This window comes from Ruegeria sp. CDSC081 (genome assembly GCF_059610485.1).
This window is the reverse complement of sequence record NZ_JBXWNS010000004.1, coordinates 247,398-262,643: the sequence shown is the minus strand read 5'-3', so window position 1 is coordinate 262,643 and position 15,246 is coordinate 247,398. Positions and strand designations below refer to the sequence as shown.

12 protein-coding genes are annotated in these 15,246 nt (G+C 57.0%); 5 read left to right on the top strand and 7 right to left on the bottom strand.

Annotated elements, in window-relative coordinates; genetic code table 11:
- The first annotated feature begins 11 nt into the window (after nucleotides 1-11).
- Complete coding sequence (locus AC2FH9_RS09035) at nucleotides 12-389, top strand: aminoglycoside phosphotransferase family protein (RefSeq protein WP_496871276.1); 378 nt, start codon at nucleotides 12-14, stop codon at nucleotides 387-389.
- A complete protein-coding gene (locus AC2FH9_RS09030) occupies nucleotides 386-775 on the top strand; it encodes an aminoglycoside phosphotransferase family protein (protein ID WP_496792496.1) in 390 nt (129 codons plus the stop codon). The genes AC2FH9_RS09035 and AC2FH9_RS09030 overlap by 4 nt, the downstream gene beginning before the upstream one ends.
- Here AC2FH9_RS09030 and AC2FH9_RS09025 read toward each other — a convergent pair.
- From AC2FH9_RS09025 to AC2FH9_RS09015, 3 genes are all read right to left on the bottom strand, one after another.
- Nucleotides 769-3,258 (bottom strand): penicillin-binding protein 1A, encoded by a 2,490-nt coding sequence (locus AC2FH9_RS09025; RefSeq protein ID WP_496701263.1) that lies wholly within the window; start codon nucleotides 3,256-3,258, stop codon nucleotides 769-771. The two genes, AC2FH9_RS09030 and AC2FH9_RS09025, sit on opposite strands and share 7 nt — an antisense overlap.
- A gap of 95 nt (nucleotides 3,259-3,353) precedes the next feature.
- On the bottom strand, nucleotides 3,354-4,574 hold the full coding sequence (locus AC2FH9_RS09020; protein ID WP_496871275.1) for an N-acetylmuramoyl-L-alanine amidase: 1,221 nt from the start codon (nucleotides 4,572-4,574) through the stop codon (nucleotides 3,354-3,356).
- Nucleotides 4,575-4,640: 66 nt separating this feature from the next.
- Nucleotides 4,641-5,804: a pyridoxal phosphate-dependent aminotransferase gene (locus tag AC2FH9_RS09015; protein ID WP_496871274.1), complete on the bottom strand. Its 1,164-nt coding sequence runs from the start codon at nucleotides 5,802-5,804 to the stop codon at nucleotides 4,641-4,643.
- Between AC2FH9_RS09015 and AC2FH9_RS09010 the strand changes: the two genes are divergently transcribed.
- Together AC2FH9_RS09010 and AC2FH9_RS09005 are read left to right on the top strand one after the other, a co-directional pair.
- Nucleotides 5,803-7,185, top strand: coding sequence for a M48 family metalloprotease (locus tag AC2FH9_RS09010; protein WP_496688382.1), 1,383 nt, complete (start codon nucleotides 5,803-5,805; stop codon nucleotides 7,183-7,185). The two genes, AC2FH9_RS09015 and AC2FH9_RS09010, sit on opposite strands and share 2 nt — an antisense overlap.
- Nucleotides 7,182-7,940, top strand: a complete 759-nt coding sequence (locus AC2FH9_RS09005) for a DsbA family protein (protein WP_142633258.1) — start codon at nucleotides 7,182-7,184, stop codon at nucleotides 7,938-7,940. The genes AC2FH9_RS09010 and AC2FH9_RS09005 overlap by 4 nt, the downstream gene beginning before the upstream one ends.
- Nucleotides 7,941-7,979: 39 nt before the next feature.
- On the opposite strand, the gene AC2FH9_RS09000 is transcribed toward AC2FH9_RS09005, so the two are convergent.
- The 4 genes from AC2FH9_RS09000 to hemA all read right to left on the bottom strand — a co-directional run bounded on the left by AC2FH9_RS09000 (nucleotide 7,980) and on the right by hemA (nucleotide 13,462).
- Nucleotides 7,980-9,401 (bottom strand): pectate lyase family protein, encoded by a 1,422-nt coding sequence (locus AC2FH9_RS09000; protein WP_282027355.1) that lies wholly within the window; start codon nucleotides 9,399-9,401, stop codon nucleotides 7,980-7,982.
- A 305-nt stretch (nucleotides 9,402-9,706) separates the two neighbouring features.
- A complete protein-coding gene (gene ispG / locus AC2FH9_RS08995) occupies nucleotides 9,707-10,828 on the bottom strand; it encodes a flavodoxin-dependent (E)-4-hydroxy-3-methylbut-2-enyl-diphosphate synthase (protein WP_496871273.1) in 1,122 nt (373 codons plus the stop codon).
- A 70-nt stretch (nucleotides 10,829-10,898) separates the two neighbouring features.
- Nucleotides 10,899-12,110 carry a helix-turn-helix domain-containing protein gene (locus tag AC2FH9_RS08990; protein ID WP_142633252.1) on the bottom strand — a complete coding sequence of 404 codons (1,212 nt, stop codon included), beginning with the start codon at nucleotides 12,108-12,110 and terminating at the stop codon, nucleotides 10,899-10,901.
- A gap of 128 nt (nucleotides 12,111-12,238) precedes the next feature.
- Nucleotides 12,239-13,462 (bottom strand): 5-aminolevulinate synthase, encoded by a 1,224-nt coding sequence (gene hemA / locus AC2FH9_RS08985; RefSeq protein WP_496871272.1) that lies wholly within the window; start codon nucleotides 13,460-13,462, stop codon nucleotides 12,239-12,241.
- Between the two features lie 324 nt (nucleotides 13,463-13,786).
- Here hemA and AC2FH9_RS08980 point away from each other — a divergent pair, with 324 nt between their 5' ends.
- Entirely contained in the window at nucleotides 13,787-15,172 is a 1,386-nt protein-coding gene (locus AC2FH9_RS08980) for a M20/M25/M40 family metallo-hydrolase (protein ID WP_496691075.1), read from the top strand.
- Nucleotides 15,173-15,246 lie beyond the last annotated feature (74 nt).

Here is a 15,246-nt window from a genome sequence, read left to right as displayed (position 1 = left end):
CGGAGACCTGAATGCATATTGTTCCGGCTGATATCATGGATTGCTGGGGATTATGCCGTGCCACGCTGATTGCCGAAGCTCAGCATGCGATAGTCTGGAAAGTACATGCGCAGGATCATGGGCCGGCTGCGCTAAAGCTGTATCACCGCGCAGATCGCGGGAATGAGGCGGCGGCGACCCGGCTTTTGTCGCTCTGGCGGGATCGTGGCGCGGTTGCCATTTATGCCGAAGCGGGCAAAGCCGTATTGATGGAGTGGTTGGAGGGTCCGACACTGGGTGACATCGCGCGTGACGGAAACGCTGAAAGCGCGCTGCAGGTTTTCTCGGATATGGCCCACCGCCTTCACCAAAAGCCCACGGTTGCCCCGATGCGCTACAACGCGATGTGATCCGCGCAACGGAACTGGCATCAAACCTTCTGACGAGCCAACCGCAGGTGGTGCCGCTGCATGGTGACCTTCACACCGATAACGTAATTCAGACGTCTTCAGGGGCACGGGTAATTGATGCAAAGGGGTATCTGGGCGATCCTGCTTTTGAACTTGCAAACGCATTGCGGCACCCCAAAGGCATGCCTGGTCTGGTTCGCAGCCGCGACCAGATCGAACGCTGCCTCCAGCTTTACTCCGGAGCGTTAGGTGTGTCGCGGAAACGTCTTGCCCAATGGGCCGCTGCAAAATGTGCGCTATCCGTCATGTGCCGCGGCCATGGGATAGTTTCAACAGCGCCCGAGGCAACGCTCTTGAACCGTTTGTTGCGCGCGGCGGATCAGTAAAGCCCGCCGCCCTGCAAATCGCCCTGGCTGGCATTTGGGCCAACGGTGATGGTGTCGCCGGTCGACGTGGTCACCTGACGACCCGAACTGTTGACCTCTTCAAACAGCGGCAGGTCGGAACCCATCGCAAAACCACCGTCATAGATGCGGTCGATAAAGCCGTCGGCGCCATCGCGGAAATACTCGGCCACGACAAAATCTCCGGACGCATCAGAGGGCAAGCGTGCACCGCTGAATCGGTCGATTTTGATAAAGTGACCACCCGGTGGCACCTCGAACGGACCTCCCCCGTATTTCTCGACAGCTGTCTCCATGAAGCTTTGGAACACGGGACCGCACAAAGTGCCGCCATAAGCGCCCCGGCCCATCGGGCGCGGACGGTCGTAGCCGATATAGCAGCCAGCAACGATGTTCGAAGTAAAGCCGATGAACCAGGCGTCTTTGGATTCATTGGTTGTCCCGGTCTTACCTGCGGTCGGCACCGGCAGATTGACAACACGGGATGCCGTGCCACGATCCACGACACCTTTCATCATCGACGTCAGCTGATAAGCGGTGATCGCATCCATGACCTGACTGCGGTTGGTCTCGATCGTGGGGGATTCATCAGGTTCCAGCCAGGCCGAATTACAATCCAGGCACTGGCGGTCATCGTGGCGATAGATTGTCTTGCCGAACCGATCCTGAATACGGTCAACCAGAGTGGGTTCAACCCGCTCGCCGCCATTTGCGAACATCGCATAGGCCGCAACCATCTTGTACAGCGTCGTCTCTTCGGACCCCAGCGAGTTGGCCAGGAAAGCACCCATCCGGTCATAAACGCCAAAGCGTTCCGCGTATCCGGCAACCACGGGCATCGTGACTTCTTGCGCCAGACGGATGGTCATCAGGTTCCGCGACTGTTCAATCCCGGTACGCAATGGCGTCGGCCCGTAGAATTTGTTGGTCGAATTCTTGGGTCGCCACAGGCCCTGCGGTGTGTTCACTTCGATCGGAGCGTCGACCACAATGGTCGCAGGGCTATACCCGCTGTCCAACGCAGCAGCATAAACGAAAGGCTTAAAGCTTGACCCGGGTTGACGCTGCGCTTGCGTGGCACGGTTGAACACAGAATCCTGATACGAGAATCCGCCCTGCATCGCCAAAACCCGGCCCGAGTTCACGTCCATCGCAACAAAGCCGCCCTGAACCTCGGGGACCTGACGGGCCGACCATTGGCCTTCTTCCCCGGCCATCACCAGAATGACGTCACCGCGTTTGAAGTTGTCGAAGAAGCTGCCCTGCATCCACTTGATGTCCGAGCGCGGGATGATGCCGTCAGCCGGACCATTTTCAATGCCGACGGTCAGGGCCTGCTCACCGACATCCAGTACTACGGCGGGATACCACTGCGTAGGCAGAACCACATCACGGGGGATTTCCAAAATCGCCAAGGCCTCACGCCACTGCACCTCATCCGCCAGTATTTCTTCGGCGATCACTTCGTCGGTCCCGTGCCATTTTCCACGAGACCGGTCGTATTTCTGCAGCGCCTCGCGCAGGGCGTGCGCGGCTTTGACTTGCATTTCCTCGTCCACAGAGGCGCGGACAGTAAAACCACCTGTGAAGAACTCGCCCTCGCCGAAATCTTCGCTCAGCTGGCGGCGGATTTCGTCGGTGAAGTAATCCCGCGGCGGTAAGGCGGTGCGGAAACTTTCGAAATCACCATTCTGGACAGACCGCAAAGGCATCTCGACCTCGGCCTCATAGGTCGCCGTGTCGATATAACCGTTTTGGTTCATCTCGCGCAGCACATAATTGCGCCGGTTCACAAGGCGTTCTTTCTGCCGAACCGGGTGATAATCCGACGGCGCCTTGGGCATAGCCGCCAAAGTGGCGGCCTCATGCGGAGCCAATTCCTGAAGGGTCTTATTGAAATAGGTTTGCGCGGCTGCGGTTACACCATACGAGTTCTGGCCCAGAAAAATCTCGTTCATGTACAGTTCTAGGATCTGTTCCTTATCCAGCGTATTCTCAAGCCGTGTGGCCAGGATGATCTCTTTGATCTTGCGCTCGGCCCGACGGTCCCCCGACAACAGGAAGTTCTTCATTACCTGCTGTGTGATCGTCGATGCACCCCGTACATTCTCGCCCTTGGATTTCACTGCCTCGACACCAGCGGCAATAATCCCGCGCGGATCATAGCCCTTATGATTATAGAAATTTTTGTCTTCGGCCGAAATAAAGGCCTGCTTAACCAGTTCGGGGATTTCTTCTGACGGGGTGAACAGACGGCGTTCCTGCGCAAATTCGTCGATCAGCTGACCCTCGCCAGAATAAATTCGGCTGATCGTGGGCGGTTTGTACTGCGCCAGGGATTCGTGACTGGGCAGGTCGCGCCCATACATCCAGAACACCGCGCCGATAACCAGCGCAGCCATAAAAATACCCAGGGTCACGAGGCTGAATATCGCCCCGAAAATCGAAAGAATGAAACGGATCACGTTACTGCCTTTTGCTCGCGGTGCCGCCTATATAGTGTCGCACCTGTGCAGGGTCAAAACACCATGGCCAATAATAGCCGGTTTGCGCCACGGGGTCACTGTCCAATCAGGGATCGTTTTACCATATCGTCCTGGCGCCATTTCTCTAGCCCATCCCGAATACCGCGCGCCATTCCCATGCGCCATTCCTGATTTCGTATGTTTTTCAAATCTCTAGGGCTGGAAAGGAAGCCAAGCTCAATCAGAACGGAAGGAATATCCGCTGCCTTCAGAACCGAAAATGAGGCTGTGCGAATTGGCTTGTTGTTCATCGGACCACCCTGTTGCGTCATTCCATTCGCCAGCATTTGTGCCAACGCATCCGTACGCGGCCTGGTTTCCTGACGCGCAAGGTCCAGCAGAACATCTGCAACCTGATCATCCGCACCGCTCAGATCGACGCCCGAAATCAAATCACTGCGGTCGTGCCGCTCAGCCAGTTTGTGGCTTGCCACATCCGAGGCATCTTGAGACAGCGTATAAACGGCCGCGCCATGAGCCCGCCCTTCTGTCAGAATGTCGGCATGTAAAGAGATGAACACATCTGCACCTGCACGGTGTGCCAATGCAATACGACGTTCAAGAGAAACGAACTGATCATCGGTCCGCGTCATCTCAACCTCGTATCCGCCCGTGCGCAATAGCATCTCGCGCAGCTCTCGGGCAAAGGTCAGCATCAGCGTTTTCTCATCATCACCGTCAACTTCGGCGCCGGGATCAATTCCTCCATGCCCGGGGTCCAACATGACACGCAAAGTTCCGTTGCCCTGCCCCACCGGAGCGACCGATGTCTCTGCTGGTTCGGGCAAATCCCAGCCGGTTTGCCGGGGCGTTCCGGCGCTGGCTGCGAAACTGTCGAAATCTGTCCCTTGCAGCCCAAGCGTCAAATGCGCGGCCCCAGTCGCAGAGTCCACTCGCATATCCGCCGTCTCAACCGCCAGAGGCGCGCCCAGTTCGAGTACCATGCGGGACCAGCCCGGTACATAAGAGCCGAACTGCACACCGCTGATACGGCCAGTCTGTAGAAAGCGGTCACGATCAAGACCGGTCCAGTCTACCTCCTGGAAATCCAGGATCATCCGATACGGGTCGCGCAGGGTAAAAACGCGATAAGGCACCCCCTGGCTAAGCCCAAGCTGGATGCGTACACCGGACCGCCCGTCATCAACAATCGAACTTTGGTCTGGCAAAACACGGGCGAGTGCGCTGAAATCCTGCGCAACTGCGGCACTGCCTAGCGCCCAGATCAGCGCGATGGCGTAGATAATTCTGCTCATGGCCTCAAGTTTTCCCGAGATCGTTTGAAGCGCAGCCTACCCGACCCGCACTTGGATGTGAACGCTTTAGGCTTGGGTTGAAATCAAGCCCCGATCAGTCATGAGACGCTGAAGTCGCCGAAGCCCCTCTTCGATATCCCCAGTCGAGCGGGCATAGGAAAAACGGATGGTGCCGTGCCCACGCAGAGGATCGAAATCCAGCCCCGGAGTGACCGCCACGCCGACCTTATCCAAAATCTCAGCCGCAAAGGCACGGCTGTCGTCGGTCAGGTCAGACACATCGGCGTAAACATAGAATGCTCCATCAGGTGGCGCGATATTGGTGAAACCGGCTTTGGGCAGACCATCCAGCATCAGCGCGCGGTTCCGCCGATAGACATCCAGATTTGCCTGCAATTCCTCATCACACTCCATCGCCGCCAGCGCCGCCACCTGGCTGGCATGGGGCGCGCAGATAAACATGTTCTGCGCGATCCGTTCGACAACGCGCACCTGATCCTCGGGCACAACCATCCAGCCCACACGCCAACCTGTCATAGAGAAATACTTAGAGAATGAGTTGATCACATAGCACTCATCTGTCAGCTCCAGCGCGGTGACGGCTTTGGCTTCGTATTCCAGACCATGATAAATCTCGTCACTGATGAAAGACGCGCCCTGGCTGTGTGCGGCGTCGATCAGCGCACCCATCGCGGCATGGTTCAGCATGGTTCCTGTCGGGTTGGCGGGCGAGGCCACCATCAGCCCCTGCAAATTTAGCCCGGCGAAATCGGCTGGCACCGGCTGCAGGCGGTGTTCCGGAGCGGTGGGCAGATCAACCGCGACCAGCCCCAGGGCCCGCAATATCTGCCGATATGACGGATAGCCGGGGGCCCCGATACCCACGCGATCCCCGCCGTCGAACAGCGCGGTAAACGCCAGCAGGAATCCGCCTGACGAACCGGGGGTTATCACCACCCGTTCGGGATTGAGATCGACATTATACCACTCGCCATACATCTGCGCGATCCGGCGGCGCAGTGCTGGCAGACCCAATGCAACGGTATATCCCAGCGGGCCTTGTTCCATTGCCTTAGCCAATGCCTCGGTCGCCCCTTTGGGTGCGCCGGTTCCAGGCTGGCCGACCTCCATGTGGATGATGTGACGGCCGGCTTCTTCAGCTTTGCGGGCAGCCTCCATCACGTCCATCACGATGAACGGATCGATCCCGGACCGGGTTGAGTTTCGCATGGCCATCTCCCATGTTGCAATCATGGCTTTTGAACGCGTATCCAGGCTGGCGTCAATCCCGGCCCTGTTGCTGTTTGCAGTGACTTGGCTCGTAGGAGCTGTTCAGGCCCAAAGCCTGATCCGTGATCCAGATATTGAACACGGTCTGCGAGAGCTGGCCTTTCCCGTTCTGCGCGCCGCCGGTCTAAATACCAACCGGGTCCAGATACTGGTGGTCAATGACAGCACGTTCAATGCCTTCGTTTTGGATTACAATGCGATCTATCTGAACTATGGGCTAATCCTTTCAGTCGAAAGCCCCGAGATGTTGCAGGCGGTTATCGCACATGAGGCGGCCCATATCGCCAACGGGCATTTATCGCGCCGTTACGAAAACCTGAATGCAGCACGGCAAAAAGCCGGGCTTGGGACGGCTTTGGCTCTGATTGCTGCAGCTGCTGGCGGCGGCGAGGCCGCATTCGGAATTGCAGCCGGTACTAATTCGGCAGCCCTGCGCAGCTTTCTTGGCCACACCCGCGCTGAAGAGTCCTCGGCGGATCGCAGCGCAGCAAGCTATCTACGTTGGGCCGGTATCTCGCCCAGTGGCATGGTGTCTCTGCACCGTAAATTCGCGGGGCAAGAGCTGTTAAACACGGTCAACCAGGACCCATACATGCGATCACACCCCACCAGCCGCGAGAGGTTGCGCGCCGCCGAGGCGTTTCTGGAAGAGTTCGGCGATAAAGCCAAACCCAGCCAGAATGCCGATTACTGGTTCGCAAGGGCGAAAGGTAAACTATCGGCCTTCATCCGCTCGCCCACATGGACGATGCGGCGCGCCAAAGAAGAAACCGCCCAGGACATACGACTGATGCGCGAGGCAGCAGCCCACCATCAAAACCGTGATCTGACCAAAGCGCGCGCTGCGATTGATGGTGCATTGGCAATCCGGCCCAATGACCCCTATTACTATGACCTCAAAGGCCAGATCATGCTTGAAAACCGTCAAGTGGCTGATGCGGTAGCAGCATATGGCAAAGCCGTTGAATTGGCGCCGAATAACCCACTTATCCTGGCCGGATACGGGCGGTCCCTGTTGGTTCAAGGTAAGACAGTGGAAGCCTTGGCCATTCTTGAAAAAGCGCGGGCCAGAGATTTTCGTAACGCAAGATTGATGCAAGACCTGGGTGCAGCTTATGCCAAAACAGGCAATACTGGCATGGCATCGGCGGTTACAGCCGAAAGATATGCCCTGCAGGGCCGTTTGGATGACGCCGGTATTCACGCGAAACGCGCGGTTGCGCAGTTGCCGGTCGGATCACCGGGTTGGCAACGGGCCCAAGATGTGTTGATTGCGTTTGAACAAGCAAACAAGAGTAATTCGAAAAGGAAACGGAAATGATCCTCAGACACGCTGCACCAGCCCTTCTGGGGCTTTCCCTGATCGCAGGATCGGCGCAGGCCCTGGACCTGAGCCAACTGACCGACGCCGAAAAACAACAATTCGGAGAGCAGGTACGCGAATACCTTCTGGAAAACCCCGAAGTCATCATCGAAGCGATCAATATTCTGGAACAACGCAACGCCGTTGAAGAAGCGCAGGCGGATAAAGAGCTTGTCGCCAGCAATGCTGATGAGCTTTTCAACGACGGGTACAGCTGGGTGGGCGGCAATCCGGACGGGGATATCACGTTGGTTGAGTTTATGGACTATCGCTGCGGATATTGCCGCCGTGCGGTTCCCGAAGTGGCCAGCCTGCTGGCCGAGGATGGCAATATTCGGCTTGTGATCAAAGAGTTTCCGATCCTCGGAGACGCGTCGATGATCTCATCCCGCTTTGCCGTTGCCGCCAAACATGTTGCCGGGGACGATGCCTATAAGCAGGTTCACGATGCCCTGCTCGAATTCACCGGGGAACCATCGCCGGTTACTTTGCGCCGTATCTCGGACGGGCTGGGCTTGGACAGTGACGCGATTCTGGCGGCAATGGACAGCGAACAGGTCACCGAGGAAATCCAAAAGACCCGTGAATTGGCGCAGCGGATGCAGATTTCGGGCACGCCTTCGTTTGTGCTGGGCAGCGAAATGCTGCGCGGGTACCTGAAAGCAGATCAGATGCAGCAAATTGCGAACGCCGTTCGCGCCGAGCAAGGCTGATTTGGCAGGCCGGTTCCACAACAGGAGCCGGCCTTTCCGTCAGGGCATCGGGTCGCCAGCAAGGTGGCTTAGATATTCCTCTAGATTAGACCAGCCATCGCCGTCCCGGTCCGCCCAGACATCAGAGGGATCATTCGGGTCCAGGCCAGTCCGCCCTGTTTCCCAAGTATCAGACATTCCGTCCCGGTCAGTATCAACTGCCGCGTGAACAATGGGCAAATCCGGCCAACCGCCCACCTCGCCCGGATCGTTTATCCGATGTCCATCACAGCCGCGGACGTTTTCGATCACCATCGCATCCAGACTGTCCAAAGCTTGGTCATCCCCGTGCCGGGCCCCCACGGTTCCAAGAACGGTTTCGTATGTCGTGCTCACCTCGGCAGGTTCAACCGACAGCGGCTGGTGAGGTTCAGCCACAAGGAATTCGACCGCCGCATCATCCGCAATCTTGCCCTTCACTGATCTGTCGCATAGCAGCTCAATACGGCTGTCCAGATGCAGGTTATCTTGTTCGAAAACCGAGATGCTGAACCCTTTGTCCGCGCCATAAGGGAACACCTCAAATGCGGCGGGGGGCGGCCTGTTCCGTGTACTGGGGCCCGGCAGGACCACGTTTCCCACATAGGCGATCCATGTGTCGCCGTAATGGTTCCAGAACTCACCGAATTGCGAGGTCGCGTCGTAGAACACGTTGTTAATAATGTCGACTTGCCCAGATGGTGACGACTGGATGTCTGGATTTCTGTCGCGGTTATGGGCAAACAGGTTTTGATACAGGGTGACCCGCCCACATTGCCTTGCCGTTCCATCATCGGAACACAGCAGAGCTCCTTTTGAATGCTTTCCCTTTGTATGGGTGGACTTATCCAGAGCCAGGGCTGAGATGCTGCGGGCAATCGTGATATCTTCGCTTGGCAGGTTTTCCGTTCCAACGCCCAGATTCTCATCCGTGGCAAATTGGATCGAGACACGGTCAACGTAGATATTCGAACTGCTCTCTATGGAAAGCCCGTCCACGTTCGACGAGGGCTTGTAACTGGGTCCGGGCCGAAACTTGAGGTTCCGCAGCAAAACGTCCTGCGCCTCAAAAATCATCAGGGGTGAATCCAGAACCTTGCCAAGTTTGATCTGCACCCCCTGTCCCGGTGCGGTCTGTCCGGCGATATAGGTGTTCGAAGCCACTTTCATCTGGGTGTCTACAGTGATCGTCCCTGAAATATCGAAAACGCAAACCCGTCCGGAGCCGTCATTTTCGACGCACTCACGCAGGCTGCCCGGGCCGGTATCGTCCAGGGTTGTGATATGAAACACTTCGCCGCCACGCCAACCCGTAGCGTTCTGCCCATATCCCACCGCACCGGGAAATGCGGGCTGATCGGCCACTACGCTATCTGCCACCATGAAACCCGAACACCCGGCGATAACTACACCCAGGCCGAAGGCTTTCAAGTTACGGCGCATTGCATAAGCCCCCTGTAAGAGTTCGGACCGCAAAGACCGAGGGCCGAAGAGGCAGGAGACAATCTATTCTTCAAACGATCACTTACTGGCATACGACTAAGAAACCCTTGAAACAAAAACAACAAATCTAAGCGGGAATGAAAATCTCATTCCTAACAATAATGTGGACCAACAGCGTCGCGTTTTCAATGAGGTGTCTGGGATTGGGGTCCACCAGATACACGCGGCCAATAAAGTGCAGGCCCTATGAATTGACCCTGCATGCCTGCCGAACTGGTCATTCAACGGCCAATCAAGCTGGATAATTACTCAGCGGCTTCCTGCGCAGCGTCCAATTCAGCGGCCTTCTTCTCGACCTCTTCAACAATGTGGTCGACCATCCGATCGTTGGACATCTTGTGGCTGGCCTTGCCCGCCAGATACACCATACCCGATCCGGCACCGCCGCCGGTAAAGCCGACATCGGTCATCAGCGCTTCGCCCGGGCCGTTCACGACACAGCCGATGATCGAAAGGCTCATTGGTGTTTTGATATGTTCAAGACGCTGTTCCAACGCCTCGACTGTTTTGATCACATCGAACCCCTGCCGCGCACAAGAGGGGCATGAGATGATATTAACCCCGCGATGGCGCAAGCCCAGAGATTTCAGGATCTCGAACCCTACCTTGACCTCTTCGACAGGATCCGCAGACAGGCTGACGCGGATCGTGTCGCCAATGCCCATCCACAGCAGATTGCCCAGACCAATCGCCGATTTAATGGTGCCCGAAACCAGTCCTCCGGCCTCGGTAATACCCAGATGGATGGGGGCGTCCGTGGCCTCGGCGATGCCCTGATAGGCAGCTGCCGACAGGAAGACATCGCTGGCTTTCACGCTGATCTTGAATTCGTGGAAATCGTTGTCCTGAAGAATACGGATATGCTCTAGCCCGCTTTCAACCATCGCTTCGGGGCAAGGCTCGCCGTATTTCTCGAGCAGATGCTTTTCCAGGCTTCCCGCATTCACCCCGATCCGGATCGAGCAATTATGGTCACGCGCGGCCTGAATGACCTCTTTCACCCGACTTTCATTGCCAATGTTGCCAGGGTTGATCCGCAAGCATGCTGCGCCTGCCTCGGCCGCTTCGATCCCACGGCGATAGTGAAAGTGGATATCCGCCACGATAGGTACCGGACTTTCGCGCACGATCTCTTTCAGCGCCTTGGACGAGGCCTCATCCGGGACCGAAACGCGCACGATATCCGCACCCGCCTCTGCGGCGGCCTGCACCTGAGCCACAGTCGCCGCCACATCCGTCGTCAGCGTGTTGGTCATCGTCTGCACCGCAATCGGAGCGTCACCTCCGACGGGGACGTTTCCAACCATGATCTGACGAGATTTGCGGCGGTAGATATTGCGCCATGGGCGCACGTGATTAAGGGACATGTGGACGGGTCCAAGACTGTCTGAGTTGGTCTTTAAATAGTCAGCCTAACTGGCCACTGCAATGGCCAGATCATTCTGTCGGTGCGGCAGAGCTTTGCGCCTGAAGTTCCGCCACCAGTTGCTTGAGGGCGACGTTTTGCTCGGCCTCAAGATCAGCTACCGTATAGCGTTCGGAAACCGCATCCTTGGACAGAACGACACCTTTAGCGACAGTTCCTGGTGCTCCGACCGGGCCGAAATGGTCACCATTCATCGAGAAATAGACAGATCCAGCGGCACCTGCACGTAGGTTAGGCGGTTCTTCTGTCAGCGGTACCTCGAATGTACTGCCCTGTTCGACGGTTCCAAGCGTACCCTCGAAGATGATACTTCCATCCGCAGCGGTGACCCGCATCCACGCCGGATCAACGGCGACGATTTTCAGGGTCGTATCAATCTGTTCAACCACCTGCGGCAATGCCGGGCGAAGAACCGTATGGACTTCGGCAACCTCAACCTTGGGCGGCTCAGGCGGCTGGAAGGTGCCAACGGTACGCGGGTCCAGTGTAGAAATCGGTGCATCACGGGCAACGAGCACCGGCAAATCCAGGGCCTGTGGGCGATACAGCCTATCCAGAGCCTCAGCCGAGGGGGTGTCGATCAGCGCGACTTGATCTTCGGTGGTGCCTCGCGCCGCCTCAAGCGGGTCCAAATCAGACAAGACAACCGGAGCCTGTTCAACCGGGCTTACCTGCACTTGCTGAATCCGGTTCAGGACGGACCATCCGCCATATCCAATACCGCCGATCACAGCCAACAGAACCAGAGACGACCCGATAGCACGCGGCTCTATCTGGCTGACCAACGATTCCCGTCCGGGAATATAGGGAGTGTTTGGCGAGATAAACGGATCGCGCCCCATCGGACCGCGAGCCGGCAAGCTGCCCGAGGTCTTTCGAACCACCGACGCCTCGGCCGACATGCCATGCGCGACCTCAAACCCGCTTTCCTTACAAAACGCAAAGAAAGTTTCGTCGGGGTTCATCCCCAGATAGCGGGCGTAAGAGCGCACATACCCAGCGATAAATCCGGGCGTATCGAAGGCGTCCGGGTCGGCATCTTCTATGGCTGCAATGTAGTTGGCTTTGATCCGCAGTTCGCGCTGCACATCCAGTAGGGATTTGCCCATTGTTGCGCGTTCACCACGCATCATGTCGCCCAGCCGCACCTCATAGTCGTCAAAGCCCTTGGGCCTGACGTCAGTGTCGCCTTCGGATCCGCGCTGTGATCTGCGCCCAATCATCCCTGCTGCCCCATTCTGCCTGTGCGTGTTTCACGCCGTGGTCGAATCATTAAAAGAATGATTCGCGCCGTAGTTTTGTTAGCGTAATTTTAGCACGCGGCATACGAATTGCACACTTTAGCGTTAGGTTAACCGGTAAGTTCGGCGCGATTTAGCGCACAATGTGACCAAAGTTCGTCCATCGCCTGGATCAAACGGTTCATTTCGTCAGGTCCATGAACCGGGGACGGTGTGAAACGCAGGCGTTCTGTTCCACGCGGAACAGTGGGGAAATTGATGGGCTGGACGTAGATTCCATAGTCATCCAGCAGCATATCGCTGAGTTTCTTCGTGTGCACGGGGTTGCCGACAATCACGGGCACAATGTGGCTGCCGTGATCAATCAGTGGCAGGCCCATCCCCTTGAGCCGAAGCTTGAGGATCTTTGCTTGCGTCTGATGCTGCTCTCGCAATTCGGACGCAGTTTTGAGGTAGGCAACCGAAGCTGCGGCACCCGCAGCAACGGCAGGTGGCAGGGACGTCGTAAAGATGAAGCCCGGAGCATAAGACCGCACAGCGTCGCACATTTTAGTGCTGGCCGCGATATAGCCCCCCATGACGCCATAGGCTTTGGCCAATGTGCCGTTGATGATGTCGATCCGATGGGCCAGACGATCACGCTCGGTCACGCCACCGCCGCGCGGTCCGTACATGCCAACGGCGTGGACCTCATCAATATAGGTCAGCGCACCAAATTCATCGGCCAGATCACATATCTCTTCAATCGGGCCAAAATCGCCGTCCATCGAATACACCGACTCAAAGGCGATCAGTTTGGGCGTTGTGGGATCATCCGCTTCAAGCAGTTCGCGCAGATGGGCGACGTCATTGTGACGGAAGATCCGCTTGGACCCGCCGTTGCGGCGCACCCCTTCGATCATCGAAGCATGGTTCAATGCGTCAGAATAAATGATCAGACCAGGAAACAGTTTCGGCAAAGTGCTGAGTGTCGCGTCATTTGCGATATAGGCGCTGGTGAACAGCAACGCAGCGTCTTTGCCGTGTAGATCGGCCAGCTCGGCCTCAAGCCGTTTGTGGTAAACCGTGGTGCCCGAAATGTTGCGGGTTCCACCTGATCCGGCGCCTGCGGCACCCACGGCCTCGTGCATTGCCTCCAGCACCACAGGGTGTTGCCCCATGCCAAGATAGTCGTTGCCGCACCAGACAGTGATATCTTGCTGTGATCCATCGAGGCGCGTGCGCACCGCATGCGGGAAATGACCATTGCGACGTTCGATATCAATGAAGGTCCGGTACCGTCCTTCGTCATGCAGCCTTGCGATCGCTGAATCGAGCTGAGCAGTATAATCCACCGGTTTCTCCTTAGTTGCCCGACCGATATTACGGCGACCGAACGTCTTCTTCTGCGCAGGATACGAATCTGCACCAGAGCATTTCCCACTGCCTGCTTGATACCGCAAGCACAGTGAAAGCTCATTTGATTTGCATCAAATATCCGCTCTGACCCTGACCGACAAGTAAAGTTACGCCCCCTGGACGCGAGGAAACGACGCAGGCACAGCACATTATCTCATCCGGGTTTCCGATATTATACCAGATTCCTGTCCTTGCGGGCTAGACGGCAAAAGTGGCGCTGATAGGGTTCCGGAAAATCCAAATCAAGCAGGAGCCCTCTCATGTCGCTGGACGCTGTTCTGAACCGCATCGACGCCGATCTGCCAACCTCAATCGACCGCCTGATGGAACTGCTCCGCATTCCGTCAATTTCAACCGATCCGGCCTTTGACCAACAGGTCAACCAGGCAGCTGACTGGCTGGTATCTGACCTGAAAAGCATAGGAATTCAGGCTGAAAAACGTGAAACCACCGGACATCCCATGGTGGTGGGCCACATAGGTGAGGACAACAGCGCGCCCCATGTTCTTTTCTACGGCCATTATGACGTGCAACCCGTTGACCCGCTGAACCAGTGGAACCGGGATCCGTTCGATCCGGCCATTGAAGAAACCGAAAATGGGCCGGTGATCCGGGGTCGAGGCTCTTCGGACGACAAGGGACAGTTGATGACCTTCGTCGAAGCGTGCCGCGCATGGAAGGCCGTCCATGGCACCCTGCCCTGCCGCATCACCTTCTTCTTCGAAGGCGAAGAAGAATCCGGTTCGCCGTCGCTGGTCCCGTTCCTGCGTGAAAACGTGGCCGAGTTGAAAGCGGATCTGGCATTGGTATGCGACACTTCGATGGTGTCGCGTGGGGTGCCATCAATCGCGTCACAGCTGCGCGGGATGCTCAAGGACGAATTCACCATCATCGGTCCGCGGATCGACCTGCACTCGGGCCATTACGGCGGACCGGGGCTAAACCCGCTGCGAGAGCTGTCCAGGATCGTCGCCTCGTTCTATGACGACGAAACCGGTCGCGTCGCTGTCGAAGGCTTTTATGACGGGGTTCATGAGGTCCCGGCCGAACAGTTGCGCCAATGGGAAAACTGCGGGTTCGATGAGGCGGATTATCTGAACTCGGTGGGGTATTCTCAGCCACATGGCGAAAAAGGATATTCGACATTGCAGCAACAATGGGCGCGCCCGACGCTTGAGGTAAACGGGCTTTGGGGCGGTTATAACGGCGCCGGTTCGAAGACGGTCATTCCCTCACAGGCGCATTGCAAGATCACCTGCCGTCTGGTGGGTGACATGAACCCTGACGCCTTGCGTGACCAGATTCGCAAGCATGTAGAAGACCGCCTGTCACCCGACGCGAAAGTACAGTGGGACAACGATCTTGAAGGCGCGCCCGCATCCGTCATGAATATCAACCGCCCCGAATTCGAAGCCGCCCGAGGCGCATTGTCCGATGAATGGGGGCGCGAAGCCGTCTTTACCGGAATGGGCGGGTCAATCCCTGTCGTTGGCTACTTCGACACGGAACTTGGCATGGATTCCATGCTTGTGGGCTTTGCCAATGATGATGACGCAATTCACTCACCGAATGAGAAATATGACGTCAAAAGCTTTCACAAAGGCATCCGGTCCTGGGCGCGCATTCTCGACGCTTTGACCCGATAACCAAATCCGGGAATCAAAAGGCCAGATGAAGCTTGGTTCGCTGCTTCATCTGGCCAAAGATACTTTTGGTAATG

Coding starts and splice junctions, on each gene's coding strand:
- AC2FH9_RS09035 (WP_496871276.1), top strand. CDS start 12: ATGCATATTGTTCCGGCTGATATCATGGATTGCTGGGGATTATGCCGT.
- AC2FH9_RS09020 (WP_496871275.1), bottom strand. CDS start 4,574: ATGAGCAGAATTATCTACGCCATCGCGCTGATCTGGGCGCTAGGCAGT.
- AC2FH9_RS09010 (WP_496688382.1), top strand. CDS start 5,803: ATGGCCATCTCCCATGTTGCAATCATGGCTTTTGAACGCGTATCCAGG.
- AC2FH9_RS09015 (WP_496871274.1), bottom strand. CDS start 5,804: ATGCGAAACTCAACCCGGTCCGGGATCGATCCGTTCATCGTGATGGAC.
- AC2FH9_RS09005 (WP_142633258.1), top strand. CDS start 7,182: ATGATCCTCAGACACGCTGCACCAGCCCTTCTGGGGCTTTCCCTGATC.
- AC2FH9_RS09000 (WP_282027355.1), bottom strand. CDS start 9,401: ATGCGCCGTAACTTGAAAGCCTTCGGCCTGGGTGTAGTTATCGCCGGG.
- ispG (WP_496871273.1), bottom strand. CDS start 10,828: ATGTCCCTTAATCACGTGCGCCCATGGCGCAATATCTACCGCCGCAAA.
- AC2FH9_RS08990 (WP_142633252.1), bottom strand. CDS start 12,110: ATGATTGGGCGCAGATCACAGCGCGGATCCGAAGGCGACACTGACGTC.
- AC2FH9_RS08980 (WP_496691075.1), top strand. CDS start 13,787: ATGTCGCTGGACGCTGTTCTGAACCGCATCGACGCCGATCTGCCAACC.